This window comes from Flavobacterium sp. (assembly GCF_027484945.1).
Taxonomy (GTDB): domain Bacteria; phylum Bacteroidota; class Bacteroidia; order Flavobacteriales; family Flavobacteriaceae; genus Flavobacterium.
Genome location: NZ_JAIXRZ010000015.1, coordinates 1 through 19,014, shown reverse-complemented (window position 1 = coordinate 19,014; position 19,014 = coordinate 1). Strand labels below are relative to the sequence as shown.

The window sequence follows — 19,014 nt, the reverse complement described above, 5'->3', positions numbered from 1 at the left end:
TCAGGATCGTTCATTAATAATTCAACTGCTTCTTTGGTAGTAGTGCCAATAATTGGGTCACCACCGATTCCAATAGCCGTTGTAATTCCAAAGCCTTGACGAACCACTTGATCGGCAGCTTCATATGTAAGTGTCCCCGATTTTGATACAATACCTACTTTTCCTTTTTTGAAAACAAAACCTGGCATGATCCCTACTTTTGCTTCTTCAGGAGTAATAACGCCTGGGCAGTTAGGACCTATTAATCGACAATCTCTATTTTTAATATAATCATATGCTTTCATCATATCAGCTACCGGAATACCCTCTGTTATAGCAATGATCACTTTAATACCTGCATCAGCAGCTTCCATAATGGCATCTGCAGCAAAGGCTGGTGGAACAAAAATAATGGTTGTATCCGCTCCAGCTTGATCTACTGCATCTTTTACAGTGTTAAAAACCGGACGATCCAAGTGCATAGTTCCTCCTTTTCCTGGAGTAACACCGCCTACTACATTTGTTCCGTATTCAATCATTTGAGAAGCATGAAAAGTTCCCTCACTTCCCGTAAAACCTTGAACTATTATTTTTGAATTTTTATTAACTAAAACACTCATGTCAGCTATTTATATAAATGGTTTAAAAGTGGCACAAAAATAGGAAAATGAAATTACTATTTCGATGCATTTTCAAGTATTTTTTTATTTGCTAAAGATTCTGCAAAGATTAGAATTGACTCATTTGATACCCTCGGTACAATTTATTGTCTTTAATTTCCCAAATCACAAAGAAATTAGCTAATAACATTTCTTCTCTTGGATTTTCTATCGTTTTTACAAAATGAGAATACCGTACAGAAACCAAATTTCCATCTTGTAAAATATGACTTATGCGAATTTTTGAACGGACATAAGCACGACTTAATTCCTCGGTTAGGTTTAAAACATCATTATAATCCAATTGTACAAAACCCTTGGTGCTATTCCATTCAATTATCAATTCTGGATGGAGAAATTCTTTAACTTCATCACGACGAAGCATTACATCCGATTTATAAAAATCGAGTACTAAATCTTTCACTTGCATTATTCGTTCATTTTATTTAGCAATTCAGGAATGCGTTTTACATTCGCCAATTGTTTTAATTTTTCGCGGGATTCTTCTACTGGAGTACCAAAATAACTTTTACCGCCTTCAATTGATTTGGTTACACCTGTTTGGCCCATTACAACAGCTTTGGAACCAATAGTAATGCCACTAGTCGTTCCCACTTGCCCCCATAAAGTAACTTCGTCTTCAATTATAACGCAGCCCGCAATACCAGTTTGTGAAGCTATTAAACAACGCTTCCCAATTACAGTATCATGTCCGACATGAACTTGGTTGTCAATTTTTGTTCCTTCACCAATTGTTGTATCACCCGAAACACCCCGGTCAATCGTACATAAGGCCCCAATTCCAACATTGTCTTCAATCACCACACGTCCACCAGACAAAAGCTGATCAAAACCTTCGGAGCGTTTTTTGTAATAAAATGCATCCGCACCCAAAACGGAACCGGCATGAATAATAACATTGTCGCCGATAATCGTATGGTCATAAATAGCTACATTGGAATGAATTTGGCAATTTTTCCCAATTTTTACTTCATTACCTATAAAACAATTCGGTTGAATTATAGTTCCTTCGCCAATTTCAGCGGTAACTAAAACAGAAGATTGCGCAGCTACAAATGGACGAAAATAACGGGTAAGTTTGTTGAAATCACGAAAAGGGTCATCAGAAATTAATAATGCTTTTCCTTCTGGACACTCTACTTCTCTATTTATCAATATGATTGTAGCTGCAGATTGAAGTGCTTTGTCATAATACTTTGGATGATCCACAAACACAATATCGCCCGGGGTAACCACATGAATTTCATTCATCCCCTCAACTGGAAAATCATCGACACCTATGAAGGTAGTGCCAATGATTTCAGCAATTTCTTTTAACGTATGTGTTTTGGGAAACTTCATAAGCTATTCTTTTACCCGTTCGATATAAGCTCCAGTAGCGGTATCAATTTTGATTTTATCTCCTTCATTAATAAATAAGGGTACATTTACATTTGCTCCCGTTTCAACAGTTGCAGGTTTTGTAGCATTGGTAGCAGTATTTCCTTTCACGCCAGGTTCAGCATACGTAACTTCCAAAATTATTGAAGCAGGCATATCAACCGACAAAGGAAGGTCTGTTTCCGTATTGATTTGAACCATTACATTGGTTCCTTCTTTCAATAATTGCGGTGCGTCCAAAACCTCTTTATTCAATGTAATTTGCTCATAGGATTCAGTATTCATAAAGTGATAATCGATACCTTCATTATATAGATATTGAAACGTATGGGTTTCAACGCGAACTACATCAATTTTATGTCCCGCAGAAAACGTATTATCCAATACTTTTCCATTGGTTAATGATTTTAATTTTGTGCGCACAAACGCCGGACCTTTACCGGGTTTAACATGTAAAAACTCTACGATTTTATAAATATCGTGGTTAAATTTAATACAAAGTCCGTTTCTAATATCTGCAGTAGATGCCATTATTGTAAATTTTAAATGAATTTTTATTAATAGGTTCCTGAATATCCTTTCATAATTCCTCGCGAAGAATTACGAATAAAATCTAATATTTCATCGCGCTCTGGAGAAGCAGCCATTTCCGCTTCAATAATTCCAACTGCTTGAGAAGTGTTGTAATTTTTTTGATATAGTATACGATAAATATCTTGAATTTCCCGGATTTTTTCTGTTGAAAAACCACGGCGACGCAAACCCACAGAATTGATTCCCACATACGATAGTGGTTCTTTCGCTGCTTTGGTATAGGGCGGTACATCTTTGCGTACTAATGAACCTCCAGAAATCATGGCATGCTCCCCAATATGAATAAATTGATGAATCGCAGCCAAACCTCCGATAACCGCAAAATCCCCTACGACTACGTGACCTGCTAGTGCTACACCATTAACAATAATCACATTATCTCCAATATGACAATCGTGTGCAACGTGAGCCGTTGCCATGAGTAAACAATTGCTTCCAATTTTTGTTTGTCCGGATGCTATTGTACCTCTATTGATCGTTACAAATTCACGAACCGTAGTATTATCTCCGATGATCGCTAATGAATCTTCACCACCAAATTTCAAATCTTGAGGAACTGCGGCAATAACAGCACCTGGAAAAATATTACAATTTTTTCCTATACGTGCCCCTTCCATAATGGTTACGTTGGATCCAATCCATGTTCCCTCACCAATTTCAACATTATTGTGAATGGTAGTAAAGGGTTCAATGACCACATTTTTGGCAATCTTCGCACCAGGATGTACGTAGGCTAAAGGTTGATTCATAGTTATTGATTTTTAACAATTTGTGCCATCAATTCTGCTTCTGCAACTAATTTTCCATTAGCATATGCATTGGCTTGCATATGGCAAATTCCCCTACGTATCGGAGAAATCAAATCACATTTAAAGAGTAAAGTATCCCCAGGAAGTACTTTATATTTGAACTTCACGTTGTCGATTTTCATGAAATAGGTAAGATAATTTTCAGGATCGGGAACCGAACTTAAGATTAAAATTCCTCCGGTTTGTGCCATTGCTTCCACAATTAAAACCCCTGGCATTACAGGTGCTCCCGGAAAGTGACCAACGAAAAAGTCTTCATTCATCGTCACATTTTTTAAACCCACCACATGAGAATCGGACATTTCAATAATCTTGTCAACCAATAAAAACGGTGGTCGATGCGGCAACATTTTCATGATCTTCGTTACATCCATCAAGGGCTCTTTATTGAGGTCATAGGATGGAACTTGATTGCGTTGCTCAATTTTAATTAATTTGGACATTTTCTTGGCAAATTGGGTATTTACAAAATGTCCTGGTTTGTTAGCAATTACTTTTCCTTTAATTCGGCAACCGATCAATGCTAAATCACCAATTACATCCAGTAGCTTATGACGTGCCGCCTCGTTGGGATAATGCAACGTTAAGTTATCTAAAACTCCGTTAGGTTTTACCGATATATTTTCTTTACCAAAGGCTTTTTTCAAATTCTCCATTGTTTTATCGGAGATTTCTTTATCTACATAAACAATAGCATTGTTAAGATCGCCGCCTTTAATTAACCCATGGTCTAATAAGGTTTCCAATTCATGCAAAAAACTAAAGGTACGCGCATCGGCAATTTCAGTTTTAAAAGCATCCATACTTTTTAAGGTCGCATTTTGTGTGCCTAAGACTTTGGTTCCAAAATCTACCATAGTTGTCACTTGATAATCGTCGGCGGGCATAACAATTATTTCGCTGTTCGTATTTTCATCGATATAGGAAATCACTTCTTTAACGACATAATAATACCGTTCTGCATCTTGCTCAACAATTCCAGCCTTTTCAATAGCTTCAACAAAATATTTGGAGGAACCATCCATTATGGGAGGTTCCGATTCGTTTAGTTCAATAATAACATTATCTAAGTCGCAACCCACACAAGCGGCTAAAACGTGTTCAGAAGTTTGAATTTTTACCCCTAATTTCTCTAAGTTAGTTCCACGTTGCGTATTGACCACATAATTAGCATCGGCCTCAATTACGGGGCATCCTTCTAAATCAACACGAACAAAGGAAAAACCATGATTTACGGGTGCTGGCTTTAAAGTCATGGTTACTTCTTTTCCAGTGTGTAACCCCACTCCCGTTAGCGTAATTTCAGATTGAATGGTTTTTTGTTTAACCATGGGATTCTATTTTCAATTTAGTTTAAAGTTTCTTTTTTAATTCGTTAATGTCAGCAACAATTTTAGGTAAATTTCGGAAGTGAACATACGATTTATTCCAATCTCCGTAATTGAAGGCTGGACTACCTTGAATGGTTTCACCATCAGCTATATTTTTTCCAATACCCGATTGCGCTTGAATACGCACGTGGTTACCTATTGTAATATGTCCAACAATACCTACCTGTCCTCCAATTAAACAGTTTTTGCCAATTTTAGTTGATCCAGCAACACCTGATTGGGAGGCAATCACTGTATTTTCTCCGATTTCAACGTTATGGGCAATTTGGATTTGGTTATCTAATTTTACGCCTTTGCGAATGATAGTTGAACCTAATGTTGCACGATCAATAGTTGTACAAGCACCAATTTCAACATTATCCTCCAAAATCACATTGCCAATTTGAGGGATTTTTGTGTACGATCCATCTTCAGAAGGTGCAAATCCAAATCCATCGGAACCAATGATTACTCCTGAATGTAATGTGCAGTTATTTCCAATTTCCGATTCTGAATAAACACAAACACCCGCAAATAAAACGCAGTTATCTCCTATTTTAACATTGTCACCAATAAAACAATTGGGATAAATTTTAACATTATTTCCAAGTGTAACATTTTTACCGATATACGAAAAACTGCCCAAATATAACTGCTCTCCATAGGTAACATTTTCTGAAATCACCGAAGGCTGTTCAATACCTGATTTCATTAATTTCACTTGGTTGTAATATTCTAATAACTTGGAAAACGAAGCGTAAGCATCGTCCACTTTTATAAGCGTAGTAGTTATCGATTGTTCAGCTTCAAACGAACGATTGACAATAGTGATTGAAGCCTGTGTAGTATAAATATAGTTTTGGTATTTAGGATTGGCTAAAAATGTTAGCGAACCTTCTGTACCCTCTTCAATTTTAGCTAGTTTATAAACTTCGACGTTTGGATTACCTACAACATCGCCTTCTAAAATACCTGCTATTTGTTCTGCTGTAAATTTCATTAGGACAAAAATATAAAATTTAATGCAAACTGCCCGCTACCCTATTAATACTTTTGGATAACACATAAAATATTTGGTCACCGCTTTCGACATTGCTTTCACATGTGATTGCTCGGAGATTTCTTCCAACACTTCTACCGATCGGTCTTTTTTTAGAATACGAATCGGAACACTTTCTTTATTATAGGCAATATTTATCAACTTCCCTTTGAAAACAAAATAATCGGTTTCGTTTTCGTTAACTGGAAATGTTTCGCGTAAGCGGGATTTTAATTGCTTCAATTGTGCTTTATCGGGTTTACCTTCTGTAATTTCAATCTTAAGCAAATCGCGGTTAATAATCATATTACAAAGGCGCGATAAAACAAAATCATCTGCAAATTGCCAGGCTTTTATTGCCCCCATGATGTCATAATCATCCAACAAAGCAAATTGTTCCAAAATCGTTAAATCAAAACTGTCATCTGAAATTCGATGATTTAAAAAGTAGCGTAATGGCGCACTGCACTCTAAAAATATACCACTTTGGGTTAATGCTTTGGCGCGTTTTAGTATTTTGGTTAAAATAATTTCTGCTACTACCGATGTTTTATGCAAATAGGCCTGCCAATACATTAAACGTCGTGCCATTAAAAATTTCTCTACAGAATAAATGGCTTTGTCTTCAATAGCCAAAGTATCATCTACTACATGCAACATTTGAATTAGCCGATCACTGTTGATGTTACCTTCGGCTACACCGCTGTAGAAACTATCTCTTTTGAGATAATCCATTCGGTCCATATCGAGCTGACTCGAAATAAGTTCTAGCATAAATTTACGATGGTATTCTCCTTTGAAAATTTTTATTGCTAAACTCAATTTCCCTTCAAATTGAGTATTTAAGGCATTCATAAATCGTAACGAAATCGCTTCATGATGAATATTTTCAACGATACTATGCTCCATAGCATGCGAAAAAGGACCGTGGCCAATATCATGAAGCAAAATGGCAATATACAAAGCCGTTTCTTCGTCATCTGAAATAGTGACTCCCTTGAATTTAAGTGTTTCAACTGCTTTTTGCATTAAGTGCATACAACCTAATGCATGATGAAATCGCGTATGATGGGCACCGGGATACACCAAATACGACAAACCCATTTGAGAAATACGCCGTAATCGTTGGAAATACGGGTGTTGAATTAGATCAAAAATTAGCGTATTGGGAATCGAAATGAAACCGTAAATCGGGTCGTTAAATAATTTAAGCTTGTTGGTCAAATTCACAAAAATAGGATTAAAGTGCAAAGATAACTGAAATGCCTAAAAGCAGAGTATAGAAACAAATTAAGTACTTAATTTTTAAACCCATTGAGTAATAAAAAGTACGATTTGTCATCGCTTCAAATTCAAAGTAAACACCTGCATCCCTATTCCATTGCATTGCAATTATTTTTATTAGTAAAAGTCCCAACATTCTTTGTGCTATCCAATTGAAATAGGCACATAAATGTAAGGTTCACTAGTGAATAAATTCGATATCAATACGCCAATAAGTCGAATAGAACCTTTTCAAAACGAGCTTTTGGCAAGTATTGATCTTCGAGAGATTTCATGAATGGGATTGCTGTTTCCAAACTTCCAACACGTTGTACAGGAGCATCTAAATACTCAAATGCTTGTTCCATAATTAACGACGAAATATCACTAGCGATTCCTCCAAACAAAGTGTCCTCTTGAAGAATTAGTACGCGGTTGGTTTTTTTTACCGATTGGAGAATCGCTTCAGTGTCTAGCGGCTGTAGCGAACGCAAATCTAATAAATCGGCACTAATTTCTGGATGTTTGTCTAATAACTCAATCGCCCAATGTACCCCCGCACCAAAGGTAATTATTGAAACCTTTGAGCCTTCTCTAACCAATGAAGCCGCTCCAAATGGTAGGGTGTAATAACCGCTTGGAACCTCTTGGTATATACTTCGATAGAGTAATTTGTGTTCAAAATACATTACTGGATTTGGATCGTTGATTGCGGTATTTAAAAGACCTTTGGCATCATATGGAAATGCAGGGTAAACTACTTTTAGACCCGGAGTTTTGGTAAACCAAGCCTCATTGGTTTGTGAATGAAAAGGCCCTGCTTGCGTCCCGCCTCCACAGGGCATTCGAACAACCACATCGGATTTCTCACCCCAACGGTAGCGCTGCTTGGCTAATAAATTTACAATTGGATTAAATCCAGTCGAAACAAAATCAGCAAACTGCATTTCAACAACTGCCTTATAACCATTTATTGATAAACCATTTGCTGCTGAAACTACAGCACTTTCACAAATTGGAGTATTGCGAACACGCTCTTTGCCAAATTGTGCAACAAATCCGTCGGTAATTTTAAAGGCACCGCCATATTCGGCAATATCTTGCCCCATGATTACCAAATTAGGATGACGTTCCATCGATTCGCGCAACGCACTCGAAATAGCATCAATAACACGTATATTTACTTTTTCTAAGTTTGGACTTACTTCTTGATAATCAAAATGTTCATATACATCACCTAATTCTTCACTTAGATCAGCAACAAGTTCAGGTTCAGCTTGAGTAATTGCCCAATTAGCATCAATTTCTTGTTTAATTGCTTCCCGAAATTCTGCATCTTGCGAATCGGTTAGTATTTTTTCATTAATCAAATAATCACGGTAGTTTGAAATAGGATCTTTAATCGCCCAAATATCCATTAATTCTTGGGGTACATATTTCGTTCCACTGGCTTCCTCATGGCCCCGCATTCGGAAAGTCTTAAATTCCAATAAAACGGGTCTAGGATTAACGGCCATCGACGATTTTAATTCCTTAATTTTTGAATACACGTCGAGGATGTTGTTTCCGTCGATAATATGACTTTCCATTCCATATCCTATTCCTTTGTCGGCTAAATTTTCACAACGGTATTGTTCGTTAGTTGGTGTCGATAGTCCATAGCCGTTGTTTTCAATCACAAACATAACGGGTAGATCCCATACTGCTGCAATATTTAATGCTTCATGGAAATCGCCCTCAGAAGTAGCACCTTCCCCAGTAAATACTGCGGTAACTTTTCCATTTTGTTTTAGTTTATTTGCTAAGGCAATTCCATCAGCTACTCCCATTTGTGGGCCTAAGTGTGAAATCATCCCAATGATTTTATAGGCTTGTGTTCCAAAATGAAAACTACGGTCGCGACCCTTGGTGAATCCCGATTTTTTTCCTTGCCATTGCGAAAATAATTGATGTAAGGGAATATCACGTCCTGTAAAAACACCTAAATTTCGATGCATCGGCAATATATATTCGTCTTTATCAAGAGCAGCCGTAATACCGACCGATATTGCTTCCTGACCTATTCCAGAAAACCACTTTGATACTTTTCCTTGTCGAAGTAAAATAAGCATTTTTTCTTCTATCAATCGTGGCTTAAGTAGTTTTTGATATAATTCCAATAATACTTCGTTGGATAAATCGTATCGGTTAAAATTCATAGTTGGGTTTGTGTTTAAAATGCCAAAAATAATAAATAATAACTACTTAAAAGTTGTACACCGCTAAGAATCTCATCACTAACAAAATTAACCAACCCTAATATATTCTTCTTATTATTGATTATATTTGTGTGTTCGCTTACAGCGCAGCAGTAATTAACAAAATAGTTTTAGTATGCAACAAATTCCAAGTGTTGACTTACGTGATTTCCTGTCGGACGAACCGGCACGTAAACTAAAATTTGTAAATGAAATCGGCAAAGCTTACGAAGAAATTGGTTTCGTAGCATTAAAAGGTCATTTTTTGGATGATCAATTAGTATCCGCTTTATATGAAGAAGTTAGAAATTTCTTTAACTTTCCTCTCGAATTAAAAGCAAAGTATGAAATCCCCGGAATCAGTGGACAGCGTGGTTATGTATCATTTGGAAAAGAACATGCCAAAGGTCGATCTGCAGGGGACTTAAAAGAATTTTGGCACTTTGGACAATATATCGAAAAAGGTTCCAAATGGGAAGGTGAATATCCCGAGAACGTAACAGTAGAAGAATTACCAAAATTCAATCTAGTTGGAAAACAAGCCTATCAAATGCTCGAAAAAACTGGAATTTATGTTTTACGTGCATTGGCCTTACATATTGGATTAGAAGAAAATTATTTTGATCAATATATTAAGGATGGAAATAGTATTTTACGACCGATTCATTATCCACCTATTACGGATGAACCAAAAGATGGTGCCGTTCGTGCTGCAGCGCACGGTGATATCAATTTAATCACGTTACTCATGGGAGCGCAAGGCAAAGGATTGCAAGTGCAAAATCATAATGGTGAATGGATTGATGCAATTGCACAAGACGACGAGCTAATGATTAATGTGGGCGATATGTTGTCGCGACATACCAACAACAAGTTGAAATCAACGATTCATCAAGTAGTCAATCCACCGCGAGAATTATGGGGAACATCCCGTTATTCAATTCCTTTTTTCATGCATCCCGTTAGTGATATGAAATTGGATTGTTTACCACAATGTATAGATAATTCAAATCCAAAATTATTCGAAGATATAACAGCAGGTGATTATTTGAATGAACGTTTAGTGGAGCTGGGTCTGGTTAAAAAATAGATTCCTTCGTATTTAAAATTTAAACCTATCGATTCTGAGTATATTTTTAGCTATGAATAATTTAGAAGAACAATTAAAAAAGTTATTTCCCGACCATATTGCAAGCGAACCCGATCCGATAGCGATTCAAGAACATGAATTGTATGTGCAAAATGAGCCGATGATTTGTAAATACGAAAAACGTAAAGGAAAACCGATTACAATTATTGAAGGATATGCTGGAACTGATGAGGATTTTAAATTATTAGCTAAAGAAATAAAAACCAAATTAAGTGTAGGCGGAAGTTTTAAAGATGGAACCATCATTATTCAAGGTAATTTCCGTGACACTATTATGAACCTTTTGAAAGAAAAAGGATTCAAAGTTAAACGTGTTGGTGGTTGATTACGAACAACTTGTAAATATATTTTAAATTATACATTTTAAATTATAAATGTCTTACGACGCTAATTTTATATCCAGTGCTTAACGCTTCAGAATTAATTTTAAACCCAGACGGGAGTGTCTATCATCTGAATTTACTTCCCGAGCATATTGCGCAGGACATCATTTTTGTGGGTGATCAAGATCGTGTAGAAAAAATTACTCAACATTTTGAACGAATTGAGTTTACAATACAAAAGCGTGAGTTCAAAACGCAAACTGGATACTATAAAGGTAAACGTCTAACCGTTATATCTACTGGAATTGGCCCCGATAATATTGACATCGTAATGAATGAACTCGATGCTTTGGTAAATATTGATTTATCATCGCGAACAGTAAAAAAAAATGTAACTGCATTAAACATTGTACGCATTGGGACTTCAGGTTCACTGCAAGCCGATATACCGGTTAACAGTTTTGTAATGAGTCATTATGCACTTGGATTAGACAATATGCTTCGCTCCTATTTGATTGATGATTTTTCTGAAAAAGCGATAGAGTCGGCTTTTATTCTACATACCGATTGGGATTTACGAAAAGGCCGGCCTTATGTAATTAAAGGTTCGACCCTACTAGAAAAACGTTTTGAAAGCCCTACTATTCACAAAGGATTTACAGGAACTACTGGTGGATTCTATGGACCTCAAGGTCGGGTTTTGCGTTTAGCTATACAAGACCTCAATTTAAATTCCAAAATGGATAGTTTCGAATTTAATGGGATAAAAATGACCAATTTAGAAATGGAAACGAGTGCTATTTATGGTTTAGGAAAGTTATTGGGACATGAATGTTTATCATTAAATGCTATAATTGCTAATCGCGCCACCGGCACTTTTAGCGAAGATCCCTACCAAACGGTTGATGCATTGATTGCTTACACCTTAAATAAATTAACCCTTTAATTTAATCACAGCTTTCCTTCGGTTTATATGAAAACGCTAACTATCGCAGGCGTACCTGAACACTTTAATCTACCATGGCATCTTGCGATTGAACAAGGTCATTTTGAAAATGAAGGAATTCAAATTAACTGGATCGATGTTCCCGAAGGTACCGGCAAGATGTGTCAAATGTTGCGCAATGGTGAAACCGATATTGCGGTAATACTCACCGAAGGCATCGTTAAAGATATTGAAGCAGGAAACCCCTCTTCAATTGTCCAAGTATATGTAGAATCGCCTTTGCTTTGGGGTATTCATGTAGCCGCTGGTTCACCTTACCAAACAGTAGTTGATTTGCAAAATTCAAAAGTGGCAATCTCTCGCTATGGTTCTGGCTCGCACCTTATGGCTTGTGTTCAAGCACAACAACTGGGTTGGGATTCCTCCCAATTGACGTTTACAGTTGTTAACACTATCGAGGGAGCTGTAGCTTCTCTAAATCAAGGCACAGCGGATTATTTTATGTGGGAACGTTTTATGACACAACCGTTGGTTGATCAAGGTATATTTCGTCGGATTGGTGAATGCCCAACTCCTTGGCCCTGTTTTGTAATTGCTGTACGAAATTCTGTATTAGAAAATGATAAAGCCACGATTGCGCGACTTTTAAAAGTCATTAACGATGTTACTACTTCGTTTAAACAATGTCAAGGAATTGAACAAATTTTGGCCAATCGACACCAATTGCAATATGCTGATGTTGAACAATGGCTTGCGGTTACCGAGTGGTCACAATCGAACCTTTCTGAATCAACGGTAACCCAAATTCAAAACCGACTTTTTGAATTGAACCTTATTGATAAAAAAAGTAATTTTACAACTTTAGTAACTCAAGTTTAGTGAAAGCCAAATAATGGTTCAAACTCAAGTATCTCAATTTCGTAAATTGTACGATCGCTTTACGATTCCAAAACCATGGGATCGTATTTTGATTTTGAGCTTGAATGTACTGTTAACCATTCCTTTGTTTATAATTTTACACCAAAACCTAAAAAAGTTGGGATGGCCGATTTTTTTGGATCGTCTTTTGATTTTTGTCTGTTTGGTAGGTTTACTTCAGCTCATACTTACGCTGCTTCGTAAAGTAACCTTTATTAGTATAGCTTTGTATCTTATTTTTTTGTTTTGGGGAACATTAATTGGAGGCTATGGTTTTCGTGAAGTCTTTGAAGATTATCAATCAATGCTTTATGCAATGCAAGACAATCCTTATCCGCAAGACATAGTAGTCGACAAGTTATTGCCTTTTCCCAATAAAACTAAAATTACAAAAGCCATTGATTTTGATTCGCCCAAGGTGCGGAATTTTGCACTTATGGCCATCAATAAGCATTTTAAAAACACCGAGGGGTATCAAGAATATTCCAATATCATTCAATGTTTTGCTGTTTTTAAAGAAATCAATACACTATGGAATTATGTACATGATCCTGTTGGACATGAATATATTGCTACAGCTGAGGAATCAATTAACTATCTGTCAGGTGATTGTGATGACCATTCAATTCTCATGGCAGCGACGATAAAATCGATTGGTGGAATTCCTAGGCTTATACATACTCCTGGTCATATTTATCCAGAATTATATATCGGCACTCAAAAGGATATGGAAAATGTGAATTACTTAATTAAAAAACGCTTATTTCCAAACGAGAGTAAACACCAAGCTATTCATTATCATATCGATGAACGGGGCAATGTTTGGTTAAACTTAGACTATACAGCCAAATATCCTGGTGGTCCATTCATGAAAGAAGAAATATTAAGTGCATTAACATTAAATTAAAATCCCCAATAAATTAATTAGTATATTAGCATAAGAAAAATACCGCAAATGAAAAAATGTGCAATTATTATTGGTGCTTTATTCTGGTTATCGAGTAGTTCCGCTCAGTCCAATTCAAATTCTGGAATTGCATTCAAAAAGAATGAATTTCGAATCGATGTTTTGCAAGCCATTGCTTATGGTAAAATCGGATTGAGTTATGAACGTTTTTTTGAACGAAATTTTTCAGTTGGGGTAAATGCAAATTTTTCAAACAGTCATAAAATTGAAGCCGATTTTAATAATGGTTTTCGAAATAATATTCCGCGTTACGAGTTCAACCCGTATTTACGGTACGCACTATCAAAAAGCAAATCGCGATTTTACTTTGCTGAAGTATTTGGTTCAGTCAATGGAGGTGATTTTAAAGAAATTGTTCGCGAATCAACCAATGGAGTTGGCTATTATACGATTAAACAAACGCAATATACCGACTTTGCAATGGGTGGAAGTTTAGGATATAAAATGTATTTTAAAGAGGCTTTTGCTGTTGAGTTTTTGGTAGGATTCGGTTCCAATTTAACGAATAAAGCGAAAAGTCCCGACGTAATATCAAGAGTTGGATTTAATTTTGGGTATCGCTTCTAATATATTAATTATGAAAAAAACAGCTGCTTTATTACTGTTATTTACATCATTTGTTTTGTTGAGTTGCGATACCAATGATGATGATTTTTATAATACGGAATATGTTCGTGTTAACAACTTGATGCAAATTGAAACAGCCGCAAGTTATTCGGTTGGGGATTTTCTATATCTCAATTGTAATGTTGCCAATCAGGTGACGGAAGTAGGACAATCAACCCCTTTGGATATACGCAAAACAACTAACAATGCTCCTTCTTTGGCTTTTTCCTATGTTTTGGAGCGGCAAACAGGTGTTGATGAGTGGTCACCCGTAACCGTTACTAATAACCAACTCAATATAACCGCTGGAGCATTGGAAACTGCTGGTTTTTATCTAGCTACGGCAACTTATAATACTTCGACAAGTTCTTATCAATTTCGGGCGGGAATTCCATTGTTGTCGTCGGGAACTTACCGACTAAGTTACGGATATAACAGTTCGGCAACCGATGTAGTCGAATTGCGCTCAAACAGCAGTTCCTCTGCCATTACACTAATGATTTACACTACTTCAAATGCGATTAATTCAAGTGGTTATTATCAATTTACTGTAAATTAGTTTACCATAAAATCGGTTCCAATCCATTTGAAGTCAAAAAAGCGTTTGCGGCACTAAAATGCTTATTTCCAAACCAATAACCGCGATTAGCACTTAATGGCGAAGGATGCCCCGTTTCTAAAACACAATGTTTGCTGCGATTTATTTTGGCTCCTTTTTTTTGGGCAAAACTTCCCCAAAGTAAAAATACAAGGGGCGTATTTTTTTCGGATAGTTTTTCAATCACGGCATCTGTAAATGATTCCCAACCTTGTTTTTGATGACTGCCTGCCTGACCTTCTCTTACTGTTAATGTGGCGTTCAGTAATAAAACACCTTGCTTAGCCCAACGCTCCAAATTCCCAGAAATTGCAATTGGAAGCTTACAATCATTTTCCAATTCTTTAAAAATGTTAACCAAAGAAGGCGGAAAGGCAATACCATCGTTAACCGAAAAAGCGAGACCGTTGGCTTGACCTAAGCCATGATACGGATCTTGGCCAATTAATACCACTTTAACTTGATCAAAGGGACAAAGTGTAAAAGCATTAAATATGGATTCCTTAGGGGGATAACATTTGAAATTAGCATATTCAAAATCCAAAAAAGCATCTAACGATTTGAAATACGGTTTTTCAAATTCAACGGTTAATTGATCATTCCATGTGGATTCTATGTGCCCTAACATATCCTAATTTTTTATCAAAAATAGAAAAAGGAATACGAATCTGCATACGAACCTTTGTAACTTTGAGACGTAAAGTTATTTTATGATTTCCATTACTGAAAAAACGCGAAAAGATCTCGAATTTACAACGGTGCTTTCAACAATAGCTTCGATTTGTGTTACCGAATTAGGAAAAGCAAAAGCTGAAGCTATTACACCTATAGGTCATAAAGACCAATTGATGGCTGCTTTGCATCAAACTTCAGAGTATCTCGCTTCGTTTTCAAATAATAATGCTATTCCCAATCATGGTTTTGAAGCGATCACATCCGATTTGAAACTTTTGCTTATTGAGGATAGCTTCCTCGAAATTAGTAGTTTCCAAAAATTTGCATCACTTTCGGCAACGGTCAACACACAAATTCTTTTCTTTAGAAAATTTAAAGACTATTATCCCACTTTATTCGAGCTGTCCGCTCAATTGGAATATACTAAATTGATAATTCAAAAAGTCGAAGAAGTAATAGATAAATATGGCGTTATAAAAGACAATGCATCACCTGATTTAGCGCTCATTCGACATCATATCAATAGGGTGCGTGGAAAAGTGAACCAAAGCTTTGGACAAGCGCTTGTGCATTATAGTTCCCAAGGATATCTGGATGATATTAAAGAAAGTGTGGTTGAAAATCGACGTGTGCTGGCAGTCTTAGCCATGTATCGAAAAAAAGTAAAAGGATCAATTTTAGGGAACTCTAAAACCGGAAGCATAGCCTACATTGAACCTGAAGCAACGTTGCAATACAGTCGGGAATTAAATAATTATGAATATGAAGAGCGGGAAGAGATCATCCGAATATTGAAACGATTAACAACAGAATTACGTCCTTTTGCGCCCTTATTGTCGGCCTATGAAACGTATTTGAGTACTATAGATGTTGTGTATGCAAAAGCGCGTTATGCATTTGAAATAAACGGAATACTTCCTCAAATTACAGAAAAGAAACGGTTGTTTTTTAGGGAAGCTTTCCATCCTATTTTGTATTTGACAAACAAATTAAAAAAGGAAATCACCTACCCACAAACTATTGAATTAAATGCTAGCAATCGGATTATTGTTATATCCGGTCCCAATGCAGGAGGAAAAACCATTTCCTTGAAAACTGTGGGGTTGTTGCAGTTAATGCTTCAATCGGGGATATTAATACCGGTACACGAACGAAGTGAAACATTTATATTTGATCGAATTTTAACAGATATTGGCGATAATCAGTCGATTGAAAACCATTTAAGTACGTATAGTTACCGTTTAAAAAACATGAATTACTTCTTGAAAAAGTGTAACGCCAAAACGTTGTTTTTAATCGATGAATTTGGAACAGGTTCTGATCCTGATTTAGGGGGGGCATTGGCCGAAGTTTTCCTAGAAGAATTTTATCATCGAGAAGCTTTTGGTATTATTACAACGCACTATACTAATTTGAAAATTTTAGCCAACGAATTGCCTTTTGCTACTAACGCCAATATGTTATTTGATGAGAAGTCTTTAGAACCCTTATTTAAGTTGCATTTGGGACAAGCCGGTAGTTCCTTTACATTTGAAGTTGCACAAAAAAACGGAATCCCATACGGCTTAATTAACCGTGCAAAAAAGAAAGTAGAAGGCGAAAAAGTTCGTTTTGACAAAACCATAGCTCAACTTCAGAAAGAACGTTCGAAATTAGAAAAAACCTCTGAAAATCTAAAAGAAGAAGAAATTAAGGCTCGGGAAGAAAGTAAACGCATGGAGCAAATTAATGCCAAAATTCAAGAAAAATTAGAGCGCTATCAAGAAGTTTATGATGCCAATCAGCGTTTGATTTATATGGGGCAAAAAATTGATGATTTAGCGGGGAAATATTTTAATACTAAAGATAAAAAAATCTTGATTGGCGAATTTTTGAAAATGATCGAAATTGAAAATTCAAAACGGAAGAAAGTTACTGCTAAGGAGAAAAAACAACAGGAAATTGTTCAAAAGCAGGTTGAAACAGAATTAAAAGTTAAAGTTGAAGCCATTCGTCAGGTCAAAAAAGTAAAGAAAATAGAAGCTCTAAAAGCGGCTGAAACTAAGCCAAAAATAGAAGTAAAAATCGGTGATCGGGTACGGATGATCGATGGTAAAGCTGTTGGAACACTTGATGCCATTGAAAAACAAAAGGCTACAGTTAACTATGGTCTTTTTACTTCAAAAGTTGACATAAGTCAATTGGAATTTGTTGAACGACCCAAAAAATGATTATCCTACCTGAGAATATTTACGTAATATTATTTGATGGCGATTGTTTGCTTTGTCATGCTTGTGTCCAAAAGATTATCCAAAATGATACTTCGAAAAAGTTTTATTTTGCTGCTTTAAACTCTGAATTTGGGGATCAAATACGAAGTCAATTGAGCATTTACGAGCAAGATTACAATAGTATTATACTATATCTACCTAATTACACGTATCATATAAAAGCGCAGGCTGTTGCTGAGATTGCAAAACATTTAAAAGCACCCTATTCTTGGTTGCGCTTTACTCGATTGTTACCAAATTCAATTGCTAATTGGATTTACGATTATGTTGCTCGTAATCGCTATCAATGGTTTGGAAAAAGTAATTCGTGTTATTTACCAAAAGAAGACGAACGTCATCGGTTTTTAGATTAGATTTTAAATTAAATGGCTTTTTAGATTAAATCTTGATCAAGGAGAAGAGTAATATTTTTAGATTGCTTTTATAAATTTCTATTGAGTAATAGCGATAAACTATTGTTGCTTTTCAATTGTTTGATTATTCTATAAACAAAAAAAGACTAAGCTAAGCTTAGTCTTTTTCAGTATAGGCAATAGGGTAATTAATAAATTATTGCTTAATAACTTTACGTACAGCTGTTCCGTTTTCTGAAACAACATTAACAGTATATAATCCTGGAGCTAAGTCAGATACATTAATTGTACCTTCAGTAGCACTTGTATACTCGATATTTTTAACAATTCTTCCGTTCAAATCATACATTTGTACAGCATTGAAAGAAGTATTATCAGTAGATTGAATTGAAATTACATCAACAGCTGGGTTTGGAGATACTGTAAAACTAGCATCTACAAAATCATTATTGCTTAATACAGAAGTTAAATTAACCGTATCTAAACGTAATGAAGTTGCAGTAGCAACAATTGGACTATTGTTATTGAATGCAAAGTAATAGGTTCCAGCAGTAGTAGCTGTAAAAGTAGCTGTTTGAAGTGCATATGCAGTACCAGAAACAGAAATATTACCACCTAATTGTGTAGCGCCTGTAAGTGATTTTGTAGTATTAACAAATACTCTCAATGATTGTGCAGTAGCTGTAGCAGAACCTAAACGTGTATAGTACGTTAATGTAACTTGCTCATTAGCTTGTAATGCAATAGCTCTAGAGTATAAAGTTGAATTTGTAGCAGCTGTAGTACTTGAGTTAGAAAAATAATAAATTGCTCCACTTTGCGCACCACCAGCAGCATTACCTAATCCCCAAGCACCT

The 19,014-nt window shown here is 36.0% G+C and carries 20 protein-coding genes; 9 read left to right on the top strand and 11 right to left on the bottom strand.

Translation table 11 applies throughout. From position 1 onward, the window contains the following. The 9 genes from Q0039_RS02020 to Q0039_RS01980 form a co-directional block, all read right to left on the bottom strand. On the bottom strand, positions 1 to 599 hold a 599-nt coding region (locus tag Q0039_RS02020; protein WP_297508273.1), incomplete at its 3' end, for a CoA-binding protein. Positions 600 to 708: 109 nt separating this feature from the next. After that, positions 709 to 1,068 carry a nuclear transport factor 2 family protein gene (locus tag Q0039_RS02015; protein WP_297508271.1) on the bottom strand — a complete coding sequence of 120 codons (360 nt, stop codon included), beginning with the start codon at positions 1,066 to 1,068 and terminating at the stop codon, positions 709 to 711. Next, positions 1,068 to 2,000: a UDP-3-O-(3-hydroxymyristoyl)glucosamine N-acyltransferase gene (locus Q0039_RS02010; RefSeq protein ID WP_297508267.1), complete on the bottom strand. Its 933-nt coding sequence runs from the start codon at positions 1,998 to 2,000 to the stop codon at positions 1,068 to 1,070. The genes Q0039_RS02015 and Q0039_RS02010 overlap by 1 nt, the downstream gene beginning before the upstream one ends. Before the next feature lie 3 nt (positions 2,001 to 2,003). After that, a complete protein-coding gene (gene efp, locus Q0039_RS02005) occupies positions 2,004 to 2,570 on the bottom strand; it encodes an elongation factor P (RefSeq protein WP_297508264.1) in 567 nt (188 codons plus the stop codon). A gap of 26 nt (positions 2,571 to 2,596) precedes the next feature. Next, entirely contained in the window at positions 2,597 to 3,382 is a 786-nt protein-coding gene (gene lpxA / locus Q0039_RS02000) for an acyl-ACP--UDP-N-acetylglucosamine O-acyltransferase (protein ID WP_297508261.1), read from the bottom strand. A gap of 2 nt (positions 3,383 to 3,384) precedes the next feature. Beyond that, complete coding sequence (locus Q0039_RS01995) at positions 3,385 to 4,773, bottom strand: bifunctional UDP-3-O-[3-hydroxymyristoyl] N-acetylglucosamine deacetylase/3-hydroxyacyl-ACP dehydratase (RefSeq protein WP_297508258.1); 1,389 nt, start codon at positions 4,771 to 4,773, stop codon at positions 3,385 to 3,387. A 22-nt stretch (positions 4,774 to 4,795) separates the two neighbouring features. Further along, positions 4,796 to 5,812: a UDP-3-O-(3-hydroxymyristoyl)glucosamine N-acyltransferase gene (gene lpxD, locus Q0039_RS01990; RefSeq protein ID WP_297508255.1), complete on the bottom strand. Its 1,017-nt coding sequence runs from the start codon at positions 5,810 to 5,812 to the stop codon at positions 4,796 to 4,798. A 36-nt stretch (positions 5,813 to 5,848) separates the two neighbouring features. Further along, the gene (locus Q0039_RS01985; protein ID WP_297508252.1) at positions 5,849 to 7,081 is read right to left on the bottom strand and encodes an HD domain-containing protein; all 1,233 of its coding nucleotides are present in this window, start codon (positions 7,079 to 7,081) and stop codon (positions 5,849 to 5,851) included. Positions 7,082 to 7,335: 254 nt separating this feature from the next. After that, on the bottom strand, positions 7,336 to 9,312 hold the full coding sequence (locus tag Q0039_RS01980; protein WP_297508250.1) for a dehydrogenase E1 component subunit alpha/beta: 1,977 nt from the start codon (positions 9,310 to 9,312) through the stop codon (positions 7,336 to 7,338). Between the two features lie 175 nt (positions 9,313 to 9,487). Between Q0039_RS01980 and Q0039_RS01975 the strand changes: the two genes are divergently transcribed. The 7 genes from Q0039_RS01975 to Q0039_RS01945 all read left to right on the top strand — a co-directional run bounded on the left by Q0039_RS01975 (position 9,488) and on the right by Q0039_RS01945 (position 14,820). Then, a complete protein-coding gene (locus Q0039_RS01975) occupies positions 9,488 to 10,441 on the top strand; it encodes a 2-oxoglutarate and iron-dependent oxygenase domain-containing protein (protein ID WP_297508247.1) in 954 nt (317 codons plus the stop codon). 52 nt (positions 10,442 to 10,493) lie between these two features. Next, positions 10,494 to 10,826 carry a translation initiation factor gene (locus Q0039_RS01970; RefSeq protein WP_297508245.1) on the top strand — a complete coding sequence of 111 codons (333 nt, stop codon included), beginning with the start codon at positions 10,494 to 10,496 and terminating at the stop codon, positions 10,824 to 10,826. A gap of 77 nt (positions 10,827 to 10,903) precedes the next feature. Then, positions 10,904 to 11,770: a nucleoside phosphorylase gene (locus Q0039_RS01965; protein WP_297508242.1), complete on the top strand. Its 867-nt coding sequence runs from the start codon at positions 10,904 to 10,906 to the stop codon at positions 11,768 to 11,770. A gap of 27 nt (positions 11,771 to 11,797) precedes the next feature. After that, positions 11,798 to 12,649: a substrate-binding domain-containing protein gene (locus Q0039_RS01960; RefSeq protein WP_297508239.1), complete on the top strand. Its 852-nt coding sequence runs from the start codon at positions 11,798 to 11,800 to the stop codon at positions 12,647 to 12,649. Between the two features lie 13 nt (positions 12,650 to 12,662). Further along, on the top strand, positions 12,663 to 13,595 hold the full coding sequence (locus Q0039_RS01955; protein ID WP_297508236.1) for a transglutaminase: 933 nt from the start codon (positions 12,663 to 12,665) through the stop codon (positions 13,593 to 13,595). A 48-nt stretch (positions 13,596 to 13,643) separates the two neighbouring features. Next, positions 13,644 to 14,222 (top strand): hypothetical protein, encoded by a 579-nt coding sequence (locus Q0039_RS01950; protein WP_297508233.1) that lies wholly within the window; start codon positions 13,644 to 13,646, stop codon positions 14,220 to 14,222. 10 nt (positions 14,223 to 14,232) lie between these two features. Further along, positions 14,233 to 14,820, top strand: coding sequence for a hypothetical protein (locus tag Q0039_RS01945; protein ID WP_297508230.1), 588 nt, complete (start codon positions 14,233 to 14,235; stop codon positions 14,818 to 14,820). A gap of 1 nt (position 14,821) precedes the next feature. Here the strand turns inward: Q0039_RS01945 and ung are convergent, their stop codons facing one another. Continuing rightward, entirely contained in the window at positions 14,822 to 15,487 is a 666-nt protein-coding gene (gene ung / locus Q0039_RS01940; protein WP_297508227.1) for a uracil-DNA glycosylase, read from the bottom strand. 82 nt (positions 15,488 to 15,569) lie between these two features. Here ung and Q0039_RS01935 point away from each other — a divergent pair, with 82 nt between their 5' ends. After that, on the top strand, positions 15,570 to 17,744 hold the full coding sequence (locus Q0039_RS01935; RefSeq protein ID WP_297508224.1) for a DNA mismatch repair protein MutS: 2,175 nt from the start codon (positions 15,570 to 15,572) through the stop codon (positions 17,742 to 17,744). Beyond that, complete coding sequence (locus Q0039_RS01930) at positions 17,741 to 18,157, top strand: DCC1-like thiol-disulfide oxidoreductase family protein (RefSeq protein WP_297508221.1); 417 nt, start codon at positions 17,741 to 17,743, stop codon at positions 18,155 to 18,157. Before Q0039_RS01935 ends, Q0039_RS01930 begins: the two co-directional genes overlap by 4 nt. Positions 18,158 to 18,353: 196 nt before the next feature. On the opposite strand, the gene Q0039_RS01925 is transcribed toward Q0039_RS01930, so the two are convergent. Beyond that, the coding region (locus Q0039_RS01925; RefSeq protein ID WP_297508218.1) for a T9SS type A sorting domain-containing protein at positions 18,354 to 19,014 on the bottom strand (661 nt) is incomplete at its 5' end.